Below are 13,435 nucleotides of genomic sequence, written 5' to 3' on the forward strand. Positions count from 1 at the left end.
AATAAATGATTGGTGGTGGAGTCTATTTTTGTAGCTGACAGTCTTCCAAAACTCGCTGCAAAGGCGCGATTAAAATTTGATAAGGTGAGAGAAAAACATCTCCTTTTGCTACCGGAAAAGGTTGTAGTCCTAAACGAAACTGCAGCATCGATCCTTCGTTTATGTGACGGGAGCCGGACTGTAAACACCATCACTGAATATATCAGGACTTCTCTAATGGCAGACTCAGAAACAAGGAGTTCGGGTGCCTTGCCCGATTTGAAAACAATGGAGGCTGATATTTCCGAATTTTTACAGGAAGTAGCGGATCAGGGATGGGTGGTGATTCAGCATGAAAACGAAGAGCCATAGTGGGGTTCAACACCCTTATTCGCTGCTTGCTGAGTTAACCCATCGCTGTCCTTTGAATTGTCCGTATTGTTCAAACCCTATTGAAATGGCTAAGGAAGCCATGGAACTTTCAACGGAGGAATGGAGCCGGGTCTTGTCCGAGGCCGCCGAATTGGGAGTAGTAGAAGTTCATTTTTCTGGCGGCGAACCGCTTTTGCGGGATGACCTGGAACCCCTTATCAGCCACGCTGCTGCTTTAGATATGTATGGCAATCTCATTACAAGCGGAATTGGCTTAACAACGGAAAAAGCGATTCGGCTTAAGGAAGCCGGTTTAGCAAATGTGCAGGTGAGCTTTCAAGCGGCAGAAGCGAAGCTTTCCGATCTTATCGGCGGATACAAAGCCTTTGAGAAAAAACGGGAAGCGGCCACTGCTGTAAAACAGGCAGAAATGCATTTGTCATTAAATGTGGTGTTACACCGAATGAATCTTGATCAGGTGGATGAGATCATTCAGCTTGCGGAAGAAATGGGAGCCGAGCGGTTGGAGCTGGCGAACACCCAGTATTATAACTGGGCGCTGCTGAATCGGGAGATACTGCTGCCAAGCAGGGACCAGATTGAGCGTGCAAGTGCAGTCTATGAAGCCGCTAAAGCACGACTGAAGCGGAAAATGGAAATTATTTGGGTTATTCCTGATTATTATGCATCTGCACCCAAGCCTTGCATGGGGGGATGGGGAGCTATTGGTCTAACGGTAGCGCCGAATGGAATTGCCCTTCCGTGTCCAACCGCCGGGATAATCAAAGGGTTATCTTTTGAAAATGTCCGTAAGTCATCGCTAGGATATATTTGGTATGAATCAGAATCTTTTAACCGTTTCCGAGGGGAAGAATGGATGCCCAAAGCTTGTCTTACCTGTGATTTGAAACACCAGGATGGAGGAGGGTGCCGCTGTCAGGCTTTTGCCTTAACGGGAGATGCTAATGCGACGGACCCAGTCTGCCAATGGGCACCAGAACATCATTTAATTGAAAAAGCTGTACAGGATGCCAACAGTAAACCGGTTGGATCATCATCACCCCTAATCTATCGGAGATATTCTCAGGACCGATCTGCAATAAAACGGTTATTAAAAAAATAGGCGTTGCCAAAGTGGTGCTGCAGGGGACACGTACATACCCTTTAGCACCATTTTTTTTTGCCTGTGTTCAATTTGTATGCTCAGGGTTTCCGGGTGACGGTAAGCCAAATACAGAATATAAATATTCCGTTTTAAATTTTGAATAAGTCCCTGCTATTTACCTGCCATATCGAATCCTTCCCTTTCCAGTCCTTAAGCTTATCCCTCAATTTACCATAAATCCCATGTAAACATGTTATACCACGGTTACTTTGTTTGTTTATGCCTATGAATAAAGGAAATTGAGAATTGGCACCCTTTTAAGTAGAAACTGGGTAACCTAAATATTACCTATAAAAATCAAAAGGTAGTGATCAAAATGAAGTTTACAGGAATTGGTCAAATTCATCCGGTGGTCAAGCGGCTCATGCTGGTAAATTTTATTCGCAGTATTGGACAAGGCATGATGGTAGTGGAATTGGCTTTGTATCTCGATGCGCTGGGGTGGAGCACGGCAGCGATTGGCAGTGTGCTTGCTGCAGGAGGATTACTCGGTGTTGTCGTTGCACCCTTTATAGGTGTTTATAGTGACAGGCTTGGCAGAAAACCGTTTGTGCTTATTTCTGAACTAGTTACCGCCGGATGTGCACTGGTCGGGGTATTAACTACTAACCCAATTTTATTGTCTATTGCGATTACACTTTCCGGATTTGGAAAAGCGGACGCGGGTTCACCCAGTCCATGCGCCCCTGCAGAGCAGGCCTGGCTGGCATCCTTTGTCCCAACAGCAGAACGCGGCAGAGTATACAGTTTGAATAATGCTCTCAGTTTTTTCGGAATGGGGGCGGGAGCAGTGCTAGCGGGGGCCGCATCCTTTTTGAAAACTGGAGTATCTCCTTATCGCCTTTTATTCTGCTATATTCTCGTTGCATCGTTGATCACAGCCTCCATCATTTTAACCATTCAAGGAGGAGAAGCCGAAAACCGCCAAGGAAACAAAAAAGAGGGACGGAGGAATGAAGAAAAGAAAATCTTGCATGAAGAAAATGCAGCGGTATTAAAGCTTGCAGCCATTAACATACTTAATGGGATTGCCATCGGGCTGACCGGGCCGATGATGTCCTATTGGTTTTCGGCTAAATTTGGGGCAAGCCACGCTCAAATTGGCAGCACATTGGCTGTTACTTTCTTCTCGACCGGAGTTACCTCCATGTTACAAGCAAGATTATCTCATAAACATGGGACAATCCGGTCCATTGTTTTCATCCGTTTTATCGGAAGTCTGCTTTTGATTTTGATGCCCATACTATCATCATACGCACTCGTTTCTGTTATTTATATGCTTCGAACGGCTTTAAATCGAGGTACGCAGGGGGCACAGCAGGCGCTGAGTGTGAGTTTAACACGTAACCACCGGAGCGGCTTTGCGTCAAGCATCAATCTTTTTTCAATGAGGCTTCCCACCTCCATTGGACCGTATATTACAGGCTATCTTTTTGGATTGGGTTCCCTGTCCCTGCCTTTTTACATAGCTTCATGTCTACAACTCAGTTTTGCTTATTTATACGGCAGACTTTTTTCTTCTTACGATATTCGGATGAAATCGCATGCTTCATCGGGTTGAGAGTCTTAGGTTAAAAATCAGTCCCTGGAGTTTCTGAAAAAGGCCAAAGAACATGTAGACGGTTTAATAAATATATAAATAAGTAAAAGGAGCTCTCTTTTGCTTTATAAAAATTATTAGCACAGACCAAGGCTGATCTGTGCTAATAATTATTTTATGACAATAAAGGTAACCCCTTACTATTGTTGAGGTGCGGAAGGAGTTGAGATACTTTGTAATGCCTGTTCTGCTTCGTTTGCATATTGATTTTGTACTGCTAGATCACCTAAAGCAACCATTCCTACTATTTGTCCATTTTCGATTACCGGCAATCGGCGAATTTGCTGCTGTGCCATCAAATCTGCAGCTTGATGGACATCCATATCAGGTGTACCTTGTACGATTTGCTGTGCAGTCATGACTTGAGATACTGGTGTTTGTGGATCTTCTCCTTGTGCTGTCGTACGAAGGGTAATATCACGATCCGTTACAATTCCAACCATTTGTCTGCTGTTATTTATTACCGGGATAGCTCCGATATTATGTTCGCTCATTAACGCTGCAGCTTCCTGTACGGTCTGTGTATCGTTAACTGTAAGAACATTTGATGTCATGATATCTCTTAATTGTGCCATGAAATTACCTCCAAATATGTTTTTCCTTTATAGGATGGGTAACAGTGGCGATATTATTAATGGTAACTTTTTTCTATATATCAGAGCGATACAAATACCTAAAGGAATATGGGGAGGACTCCTCTCCATATTCCGAAAATAAGGTGCCTTTTTAAGGCTTTTTTTTGCTCTTTTTTGTTATGTATCGCTGGGCGATATAATGCAAAGCGACCAAATCTAAAGTATAAATTCCTTTGTTTCGACTATTTGGATTCATTATTTTTCAAACTTCAACAAATTCCCGGGAAATATCTACATATTCTGAGTAGATTTCGACAAAATTCAGCTCTCAACCAATTGGTTGTGATTTTTATTTGTTTAAAAAAGAAAACGGAAGCAAGCTCAGCTCAAATCCGTTTTAGTCTACTAATTGATTTCTTACTGCATACAAGGCGGCTTGTGTCCGGTCAGCCAATTCGAGTTTCGACAAAAGGTTTGATACATGGGTTTTTACTGTTTTTTCGGTGATGAATAACGAGGCGGCAATTTCCTTATTGCTTTTTCCGTTGGCAATTTCTTTTAAAACATCCAACTCTCTTTTCGTTAATTCCGCTAGTAAATTCTTTTCTTGCTTGTTTTTATTGGACAAATTGGCTAGTAAAAGAGAGGTAGCCTTTGGGTGGAGCTGGTTTTCCCCGCCAATTATTTTTTTAATGGATGTGACCAGTTCATCGGGCTGGATATCTTTTAACTGGAACCCTGAAGCACCGGCTTCTAGCGCTGGAATGACATGATCCTGGTCGGAAAAGCTCGTTAACATCATGATTTTAATGTCTGGCTGTGCTTGTTTAATAATCTTTGTGGCTTGGATTCCGTCCATTTCCGGCATCAACAGATCCATTAAAATAATATCTGGCTTCAGTAATTTTGCCTGTTCAACCGCTTCCTTGCCATTGGCGGCTTCCCCGATAATTTCAAGGTCTTTTTGGGTCCGAAGAAAAAAGACTAGACCTCTTCTGACGACGTGATGGTCATCGGCGATTAGTACGCGGATACTCACTGAGTTCTCCTCCTTAATACGGAATATGAATTTCTATTTCTGTACCGCTTCCTGGTTTACTTTTTAAATGAAATTGGCCATTCAATGCTTCTGTCCGTGTTTTCATACTTTTTAATCCCAATGAGGGGATTTCGAGATTTTCTCCGAAGTGGAAGCCGCAGCCGCGATCCTTGATGGACATGACAACCTCATCTTTGGCAGTATGAAAGGTGAGACTGGTTTCTGTTATCTGGGAGTGCTTTTTACAATTGGCCAGAGCCTCTTGGCCGATGCGCCACAATGCTTCCTCGACCGTTCCTGGAATGCTAGCAGCTCCTGTGATATTTGCTTTAATGGACAGTCCAAGCATTTCCGCATAACTTTTCAGGGCACTTACTACTCCATTCTCCAATCCAAGCGGTCGCAGCTGCCAGATTAATGCTCTCATTTCGCCAAGCGCTTCCTGCGCTAAATCCTGTATATAGACAAACGTTTGTTTCACTTCATCTTGCTCTGTCATTTCCACTCCAGCCCTCGCTGTAAGGCTTAAGGAAAATAACAGCTGATTAACAGAATCATGAAGATCTCTTGCAAGCCGATTCCGCTCAGCGACCAGCGCAGTCTCCTGTTCCCTCTGGGTAAGTTTGATCCGTTTCAGCGCCGTGCCGATTTGATAGGCAACGGCTTCGAGTAAGGCGAGTTCATTTTTTTGAAAATGTGTTTTGTAAGGGGAACCTACATTTAAGATTCCGAATCGTTCATTTCCAGCTCCGAGCGGGACGGTAGCGTGATGGGTGAGACCGCATGTTTCCCCTGCATTTTCGTCGATCGCATCTTCAATCCGTTTACATTCCATAATATTGGTTGCTTTCGTTAATTTTTTATTGTTGTATTTATTGACGCACCAGCATCCACCCTGACACATCCTCTGCTTATCGTTATTCGCCAAAGCAGGCGGCAGGGCTTCGACGGCTGCAAGATGATGCGTTCCATGTTCATCCATTAAAAATATCCATCCTGTTTGAAGTCCCGTCACTTGAAGAAGCCTTTTCAACACTCCAGACAATACGTCATTTGTATCGGTTCCTTCATTTAATAGTTCAGCGATTTCCTTTAAAATGCCGATATCTTTATTCTCTTCCGACATACATTCTCCTCTAGCGTCCTTCATTTACTGTTATTATAGCGTATTAGGTGGTTTGTTTCGCTTCCTTAGAACTCAGAACAGCTGCCTTTTCTGATGCTTTTTGCCTCCTTTCGTCATAAGATTAGATTCATATCCCCAAACTCATGCCATAGATAGCCGGCTTTGATTGCATAATCATATGCCTGTAGTAAATGGCGCTCTGATACAAAGGCGGACAACATATCGAGATGACTTGCTTGTGGCTCATGAAGCCCCGTAATGATTCCGTCAACTATTTGTAAAGGATAATGTGGATCGATATAGAGATTTGTCACCCCTGAAAGGGCCCCGTTTTTAGCGGCCGTCTCGAGCGCCCGAACTACTGTTGTACCAACGGCAATGACTCTTTTGCCAGATGCTTTCGTTTGGAGGATCCGTTCCATAATTCGTTTAGAGATTTGATACTCCTCTTCATTCTCTTCGGGTGACTGGTGCCATCTATCATCAAGTAAATAGCTTAACCCGGTATGCAATTGGATAAAATCAAGCTGGATGCCTTTGCGCTTCATTTTAAAAATGAGCTCCCAGCTAAAGGCTCTGCCTGCTGAGGGCATCTCGACGGAACCGGGATGGGAGGCAAAAATGGTTTGATAGTAATCCAAGTCCCATGGCTCTTCAATATATTCATATCGGATCGGCTCACCAAGGGCATAGATGATATTAAATAATTCTGTGCCCTTTTTCGTAAATTGAATAATCTTAAGAGGGGAATTCTCTTTCTCACCGATTACGATTGCTGACAATTCCGGGGAAAAGTCTATCTGGTCGCCTTTTTTAACAGGGTTAGCTACAATTAGCGCATCCCACAATTCATCGCGACGGCGTCTTGCCAACCTGACTTCCACTGTGGGTGCGATTGTTTCATTGTTTCTTGACCATTTACCATGTAAAACCGCGGGTATGGTTCGGCTATTATTGGCTATGACCAGATCCCCGGGCTGAAGGTAATCTGCCAAGTGGAAGAACTGGTCATGTCGGACTTCTCCAGTAGACCGGTCCAATACCATCATCCGGACATGATCCCGCCTTAAGCCGCGTTTTTCTGGGGGATGGGACGCATTTAATTCATCTGGTAGATAAAAATTCAACGCTTTCATCGCCATCATAATTCCTCCTCTGATTGGGCTTCAAACCGCTGGCCATTAATTCCTACAGACTTATCGGATGCTAGATATAAAAAGATGTCGACCACATCCTCCGGTTTAGCCAATGGATAATCGCAATTGGGAACAGCTAACTGGTGCATTTCTGTGTCCATTTCGCCGGGATCAACCATGTTTACCCGTACATTTGTTTCACTTAATTCATCCGCCCACGTTTGGGTAAGACCCTCAACGGCAAATTTTGAAATCCCATATGCACCCCAGCCCGCATAACCAGTATGGCCAGCTTCAGATGTAACATTAATAATCGATCCTTCATTCCGCTCAAGCATCCCCGGAATCACTCTTCTGGTAACCAGAAATGGCGAAACTGCATTCACCCTTAGCACCTCAGCAAAATCCTCTTCCGGATAATCGAGCAGCATGGGCATTGGACTAGGCCCTAGGATAGATGCATTATTAATTAGGACATCAATATGGCCATAGGCTTCCTCTGTCATCGCAACGAACCGTTCCACATCCCGTGATTTGGAAATATCAGCGGTAACCGCCAGTACTTCAGCACCTAAGTTTTCAGCTTCCTCTTTCACTGTTAGCAGGCCTTTTGCTGACCTGGAGGAAATCGTAAGTTTAGCTCCTTCCTTAGCAAAAGATAGTGTTAACGCTCTACCCAATCCCTTTGAGGCTCCAGTGATCATTACTACTTTATTTTTCATATTTGTCTCTCCCCTTTGTTTCTTGATGTTTTAAGCATACAGGTTTCTGGAAAATCATCCTTCGGAAAAAAGCTTGAAATTTATCTACAACTTTAGGATGAGAAAAGACGAATTTACTTGTTCAGGGAGTTACCGAACAACCAGGAAAAGTGGCATTAATCTCTTTTAAAGAGGGAGGTTCCATTTACCAATGAAAGGGGAAAAAGGGGTCCCATCGGGTTCGTTTAATGGGGCTTGATATAAGGTGAAATTTTTGTTGACAAAGGCCAGGTCACCTTCAATAGGTAAATAAAACCGGTCATTTGTTAACAATTATTTCTGCATGAACAAATCCATCGGATAAAAATTGGCAACTTATAACGGTCAGAACTTTGCATTTCTTCGGAACCGCAGATAAAGAATAGTTCTAAGAGGTGAAAAGTAGTGACAGTAATTACGACCTTTAAAGAAAAAAAACGGGAAAAGCAAATAAAATATGAACGTTCCGTCCTTCGGGAGTTATCGATTAATACATTAAAAGAACGAGTCCAACAATACTTTGGTTCTACAAAAATTGCCTCCAGCCTAATAATGAATACAGGCATAGAAGAAGCATGCTATGACATTGCCCTTGAATCCTTTTTATTGGGGGCAAAATTCAGCAAGTTTGGTTATTATGGAGAAGACTTAGATGAGGTTCGCAAACGCTGCTATCGAGAAGAAAAACATTTAATTGATACCCTATATAATTTTTTCCTTTATTGGGGAAGCGGTGAAGAGGGCACCATGAGTGAATCACTTTATTACCTGTGTGAGCAATATATCCATATTTGGTGGAGAGAAGGCTATGAAAAGGGGCAAAGGCGCCACAAGCTCCGTCTCCACTAATGTCCATCATTTCTTCCTGTTCTAAATCCCCCCTTTGTCCCATATAGTTTAGTGAATAGGGACGAGCGGGAAGGAATGATCTGGGTGTCGAAACGAAGATTAAAAATCATAAGTTTTATTGTGGGGCTATTTGTCTTATTTTTCGTTTTACAATACGATTTTGCTGAAGATGACTCGTTAAATGCGTGGAATCTTCCATTGTCGGGAAAGATCATCTTACTTGACCCGGGCCATGGCGGTCCAGATGGCGGTGCTGGAACGGGTCAAACATTGGAAAAAGACATTGCCTTAAAGATTACAAAGAAGGTCAAGGATTACCTGCAAATGCAAGGTGCCCTTGTGATTATGACGAGAGAAACAGATACAGACTTAGCCGATTCGGATACAAGGGGTTACAGTAGAAGAAAAGTTGAAGATTTAAAAAATAGACTAAAAATGATTAATAACGGTGATAATGATTTCTTTGTCAGCATTCATTTAAATGCGATTCCTTCTGCCAGGTGGAGCGGGGCACAAACCTTTTATGCACCTTATTTTAAGGAAAATGCTAAGGCAGCAAAATTCGTCCAAGAAGAACTTCGGAAAAACTTAGAGAACACCACTCGTAGAGCCAAACCAATCAATAATGTGTATATATTAAAGAATGCAAAGAAGCCGGGTATTTTAGTTGAGGTGGGCTTTTTGTCCAATCCAGCCGAAAAGGAAAATTTAAAAAAGGATGCTTACCAGGAAAAAATTGCGATATCCATCTATCAAGGAATTACTCGTTATTACACGAATGAAAAAGAATTAGTTGAACCAGATTATTGAAGGCGGGATAACCCCTTCTATTTTTTTGCAAAAAGTTGGATTCAACCTATAAAGTACGTGTGATTCAATTAACTGTTTCCGAGCGTGGTTATGATATACTGAGAGATGGAAACGAATTCAAAATGTGAGGTGCTTTTTTATGTTAACAGAAGAAAGAGTCCATGAGGTTCTAGGCAGCCTCAAAGAACCATTTTTACATAAAACATTAGCTGAATTAAATGCTATTGTTGAAATAAAAGTAAAAGAAGAAAAAAATCATGTTAGTGTAAAGGTGGCCATCGCGAAGACAGGTACAGCTGAACAGCTCCAACTGCAAACACAAATTGTCAATTTGTTAAAAGAAGCAGGAGCGGCATCGGTTGGCATCCGTTTTAGTGAACTTCCTGAAGAAGTGTTAGCAGCAAACCGTCATGCACAAGCAGAAAGTAATGATAACAACCTGCTTCAGTCAAATAATACCACTTTCATTGCGATCGCAAGTGGAAAGGGCGGAGTTGGTAAATCAACGGTTTCGGTTAACCTCGCCGTTGCACTAGCACGTCTAGGCAAAAAGGTTGGACTAATTGACGCGGATATCTATGGATTTAGTGTTCCAGATATGATGGGAATAACAGAAAGACCGGTTGTTAGAGGAGAAAAAATAATTCCTGTTGAACGGTTTGGAGTACAAGTCATTTCAATGGGCTTCTTTGTTGAGGATAATTCACCAATTATCTGGCGTGGGCCGATGTTAGGGAAAATGTTAAACAGCTTCTTTAATGAAGTAGAATGGGGCGACATTGAGTATCTACTTTTAGATTTACCACCTGGAACTGGAGATGTCGCATTAGACGTTCATACGATGCTCCCGGCTTGTAAAGAAGTTATTGTGACAACACCACATCCAACGGCCGCTTTTGTCGCAGCGCGTGCTGGGGCAATGGCTTTGAAAACTGACCATGAAATTCTTGGTGTCATTGAAAACATGGCTTATTTTGAAAGCAAGCTGACCGGGGAAAAAGAATATGTGTTCGGCCAAGGCGGCGGCGATAAATTAGCGGAAGAATTGAATACAGAAGTTCTTGGCCGTCTGCCGCTAAATCAGCCTGATTGGAACGATGAAGACTTTGCCCCGTCAGTCTATCAAGAAGACCATCAGATTGGAAAAATTTATTTAGACATCGCTGAAAAGGTAACTGGCTTGCTAAAGAAGTAAATAAATGAAAATAGAAGCCTCCTCCGAATGTGGAGAAGGCTTCTATTTTTTGATAGGAATGTAACAAGGTCTAGCTTCAGCTGCCACCTTGGTCGCTTTTGCTGCCGCCCGATTGATCGCTGCTGCTCTTTCCTCCTGATGATTTGCTATTTGCTTCTTCAGCTGCCTTTAAGAGTAATTCTTGTATTTTTGCTTTAAATAAAGGACTATCGACCGTTTCGGTAATTACTTTCTGGAGATGCTCGCGGTATTCCTTGCTTTTTAGAGCATCTGCCAATTCTTTTTGTATTTCAGGCTCTTTAAAAACTTCAATCATCATTCCTCTATATTCTGGGTCATTCATTAATTCCTTTAGTAATTTTTTATTTTCAGATTTCAAATTTTTAGAAATGCTTTGTGCAAATTTGGGATCACTAAATGTTTCTTTCCAGTATTGTTTTGCTTTATCTGAGGTTAGTGTTTGCTGGATCGTGTCAGAGACGACCTTTTGGTCCATTACTAGCTTTTCCTTCATACTATCACTTGACATCACATCTTGGATTGCTTTCTTACCATCATCGGTTTTGAGAATATCAACAACCATTTTTTTCGTTTCTTCGTAATCAATTTGTCCTCCGCCGCTGGCGTCATTGGAAGAACAACTTGTTAGGAACACCATGATGGGCAGGAGGAGCAACATGCTTTTTGCTTTCATTAATAAGCCCCTTTCACATAAAAATCCTTAAGCTTAGCATGTAGTAACTGCTGAAAGATTATTCGTAAGAAATCATAAAATATGGATTTTTCAAATTCGGCTTGGTACAATCATAATGTTATTTATTTTTCGTAGTATGGAGGTTTGTAGTGTGACGAGCCGTAATTGGGTAAAACTATTTTTAAACACATTATTAGTTGGCGGACTCACAACGGCTATCGTGGGCTTTATTGTTCGTTGGAATGAGTTTCAGCCCTATTTTACTGAATTTAAACTCATTGATATTTTATCAACCTTAATTTGGTTAATTGTCATGGGCTTTTTGTTTAGTGTCATCAGCCAAATGGGCTTTTTTGCATATTTAACGGTTCACCGTTTTGGTTTAGGAATCTTTAAATCTGTTTCACTTTGGAATGCTGTTCAAATTGTTCTGATTCTATTTGGTTTATTTGATTTAGTTTATTTACGATACGAAAATTTTGCTGGGCCAAAGGATGCGCTCCTGCCTTATTTTGGTCCAGCTATCATTCTTTTAGTCGTTGGTCTAATCGTTGCGTGGTACAAAACGAAACAGACAAATCAAGAGGCGTTTATTCCTGCCATGTTCTTTATGATCGTGGTTACATTAGTTGAGTGGGTTCCAGTTCTGCGTGTCAATGAAAAGAGCTGGCTTTACCTGATGATGTTGGCGTTGCTTGCGTGTAATGCCTATCAATTATTAATTCTTCATAAATTAAACCTCCAATCTGAACAGGAAAGACAAAAAAAGGCGAGTCAATCGCCAGGTAAATCAAAAGATAATAAACAAGCAAATATGAAAAAGACAAAAAAACCGTCCATTTAATAAATTGGACGGTTTTTTAGCGTCTCACTATTTGATTTCTCTGGAACTTGCCTCTCCATTTGCAATTAATTCTGATACTGAAATAAGTTTTAACCCTTTTTGCTGAATATTCTTCAAAATCAACGGCAGTGCTTTTGCTGTTTGCTTTGCCGAGTCCGAAGCATGGAGCAGAATAATATCACCTTTTTCAGCCTTATTAACATTTTTAACAATGGTTGGTACGCCCGGATTATTCCAATCCTTTGAATCCACACTCCAATGGACAACCGTATATCCATATCTGTTGGCTATTTTCAAGGTTCTCTCATCAAAATGGCCAGTTGGAGCACGGAGTAATTTAATATTCTTTACATTTAACTTCCTGAAGGCCTCTTGTGCTTTTGAGATATCTTGGCCGATTTTTACATCTTCCAAATCCCGATAGTCTTTGTATTCGTAACCAAGAATGCCGATTTCATAACCATCCTTTACAATCCTACTGACAAGATCCGGATGTCTTTCAGCCCATGAACCTGCTAAGAAAAAAGTGGCTGCCTTCACGCCTTCCTTATTTAGCGTATCTAAAATCGGCTCTGCCTTTTCGTCACCCCAGCCAATATTGAAAGTAAGAGCAAGATCCTTTTCCCCTCTATAAACGGCTTTCGGACCATCTTTTGTTGAAAAGACAGGAATTTGTGCAAGATTCTCTATGTAGAGAAACCATGCAGTAAAAAATGCAGCAATTAAAATGAGTGAAATATTCTTCAAAGCCTTCCCGTTAAATACAAAAAAGAATTTCATCGTCCCCACCTCGTCCAATACTGTCCTTGTCTCAACCTATGACCGTATTTTTAAAAATATGATTAGAAAAATTTTATAATAAATTTTCAATAATTGGAAAAGACTACAATAAATAGATATTTCGCTGGAGGTTATTCAATGTTTGGACTTCTAATAAATGATAAGGAAGTAAAAGAAATGGAATACCTTATTAAAAGAGAAATGGATGAAATACTTTTTGATTTAAGAGATGATCGAATTGATCATATTGTAAAAAGAGCAATGGAAGAGAGATATAAGGTTTTATTTACACTTTTTAGACGGGTTGCGTCTCCACATGATTGTTTAAGGTATATGAGGAGGGGAAAAAAGGATAGGAAAAAGGGTTAATAAAAAACTTCATATTTTTTTGTGCAAAGTTCGTTGACAATTACTTAGTATCTTGGTATATTAATAAACGTCGTTGCTGACGTAAAAAACACTTGAAAAAAAGTTGTTGACATTACGTTTTGCAGGTGATATATTAATAAAGTCGCCTTTGAGCGAATGGAT

At 41.2% G+C, this 13,435-nt stretch carries 15 protein-coding genes; 8 read left to right on the forward strand and 7 right to left on the reverse strand.

Annotation, left to right across the window (positions count from 1 at the left end; translation table 11 throughout):
• Positions 1-12 precede the first annotated feature (12 nt).
• From pqqD to ACSU6B_RS21950, 3 genes are all read left to right on the forward strand, one after another.
• Positions 13-351 (forward strand): pyrroloquinoline quinone biosynthesis peptide chaperone PqqD, encoded by a 339-nt coding sequence (pqqD, locus tag ACSU6B_RS21940; protein ID WP_410888432.1) that lies wholly within the window; start codon positions 13-15, stop codon positions 349-351.
• Positions 332-1,474 carry a pyrroloquinoline quinone biosynthesis protein PqqE gene (gene pqqE / locus ACSU6B_RS21945; RefSeq protein ID WP_410888420.1) on the forward strand — a complete coding sequence of 381 codons (1,143 nt, stop codon included), beginning with the start codon at positions 332-334 and terminating at the stop codon, positions 1,472-1,474. Before pqqD ends, pqqE begins: the two co-directional genes overlap by 20 nt.
• 358 nt (positions 1,475-1,832) lie before the next feature.
• Positions 1,833-3,077 (forward strand): MFS transporter, encoded by a 1,245-nt coding sequence (locus ACSU6B_RS21950; RefSeq protein ID WP_410888421.1) that lies wholly within the window; start codon positions 1,833-1,835, stop codon positions 3,075-3,077.
• A 179-nt stretch (positions 3,078-3,256) separates the two neighbouring features.
• Here the strand turns inward: ACSU6B_RS21950 and ACSU6B_RS21955 are convergent, their stop codons facing one another.
• The 5 genes from ACSU6B_RS21955 to ACSU6B_RS21975 form a co-directional block, all read right to left on the reverse strand.
• The gene (locus ACSU6B_RS21955; protein WP_410888422.1) at positions 3,257-3,691 is read right to left on the reverse strand and encodes a CBS domain-containing protein; all 435 of its coding nucleotides are present in this window, start codon (positions 3,689-3,691) and stop codon (positions 3,257-3,259) included.
• 397 nt (positions 3,692-4,088) lie between these two features.
• Positions 4,089-4,730, reverse strand: a complete 642-nt coding sequence (locus ACSU6B_RS21960) for a response regulator (RefSeq protein WP_410888423.1) — start codon at positions 4,728-4,730, stop codon at positions 4,089-4,091.
• A gap of 13 nt (positions 4,731-4,743) precedes the next feature.
• A complete protein-coding gene (locus ACSU6B_RS21965) occupies positions 4,744-5,856 on the reverse strand; it encodes a GAF domain-containing sensor histidine kinase (RefSeq protein WP_410888424.1) in 1,113 nt (370 codons plus the stop codon).
• Between the two features lie 113 nt (positions 5,857-5,969).
• A complete protein-coding gene (locus ACSU6B_RS21970) occupies positions 5,970-7,001 on the reverse strand; it encodes an S-adenosylmethionine:tRNA ribosyltransferase-isomerase (RefSeq protein WP_410888425.1) in 1,032 nt (343 codons plus the stop codon).
• On the reverse strand, positions 6,998-7,714 hold the full coding sequence (locus tag ACSU6B_RS21975; protein ID WP_410888426.1) for an SDR family NAD(P)-dependent oxidoreductase: 717 nt from the start codon (positions 7,712-7,714) through the stop codon (positions 6,998-7,000). The genes ACSU6B_RS21970 and ACSU6B_RS21975 overlap by 4 nt, the downstream gene beginning before the upstream one ends.
• 423 nt (positions 7,715-8,137) lie before the next feature.
• Between ACSU6B_RS21975 and ACSU6B_RS21980 the strand changes: the two genes are divergently transcribed.
• From ACSU6B_RS21980 to ACSU6B_RS21990, 3 genes are all read left to right on the forward strand, one after another.
• Positions 8,138-8,581 (forward strand): YbaK family protein, encoded by a 444-nt coding sequence (locus tag ACSU6B_RS21980; protein ID WP_215006934.1) that lies wholly within the window; start codon positions 8,138-8,140, stop codon positions 8,579-8,581.
• Positions 8,582-8,665: 84 nt separating this feature from the next.
• A complete protein-coding gene (gene cwlD / locus ACSU6B_RS21985; RefSeq protein ID WP_308162626.1) occupies positions 8,666-9,391 on the forward strand; it encodes an N-acetylmuramoyl-L-alanine amidase CwlD in 726 nt (241 codons plus the stop codon).
• A 139-nt stretch (positions 9,392-9,530) separates the two neighbouring features.
• Complete coding sequence (locus tag ACSU6B_RS21990; protein ID WP_410888427.1) at positions 9,531-10,586, forward strand: Mrp/NBP35 family ATP-binding protein; 1,056 nt, start codon at positions 9,531-9,533, stop codon at positions 10,584-10,586.
• Between the two features lie 76 nt (positions 10,587-10,662).
• Here the strand turns inward: ACSU6B_RS21990 and gerD are convergent, their stop codons facing one another.
• Complete coding sequence (gene gerD, locus ACSU6B_RS21995; RefSeq protein ID WP_410888428.1) at positions 10,663-11,280, reverse strand: spore germination lipoprotein GerD; 618 nt, start codon at positions 11,278-11,280, stop codon at positions 10,663-10,665.
• A gap of 151 nt (positions 11,281-11,431) precedes the next feature.
• Between gerD and ACSU6B_RS22000 the strand changes: the two genes are divergently transcribed.
• On the forward strand, positions 11,432-12,124 hold the full coding sequence (locus tag ACSU6B_RS22000) for a KinB-signaling pathway activation protein (protein ID WP_410888429.1): 693 nt from the start codon (positions 11,432-11,434) through the stop codon (positions 12,122-12,124).
• 27 nt (positions 12,125-12,151) lie between these two features.
• On the opposite strand, the gene pdaB is transcribed toward ACSU6B_RS22000, so the two are convergent.
• A complete protein-coding gene (gene pdaB / locus ACSU6B_RS22005; protein ID WP_215006949.1) occupies positions 12,152-12,904 on the reverse strand; it encodes a polysaccharide deacetylase family sporulation protein PdaB in 753 nt (250 codons plus the stop codon).
• A 138-nt stretch (positions 12,905-13,042) separates the two neighbouring features.
• Here pdaB and ACSU6B_RS22010 point away from each other — a divergent pair, with 138 nt between their 5' ends.
• On the forward strand, positions 13,043-13,273 hold the full coding sequence (locus ACSU6B_RS22010) for a hypothetical protein (protein WP_214733023.1): 231 nt from the start codon (positions 13,043-13,045) through the stop codon (positions 13,271-13,273).
• The last annotated feature ends 162 nt before the right edge of the window (positions 13,274-13,435 follow it).

The organism is Neobacillus sp. C211 (genome assembly GCF_051842875.1).
In the GTDB taxonomy this organism is placed as follows: domain Bacteria; phylum Bacillota; class Bacilli; order Bacillales; family Cytobacillaceae; genus Neobacillus.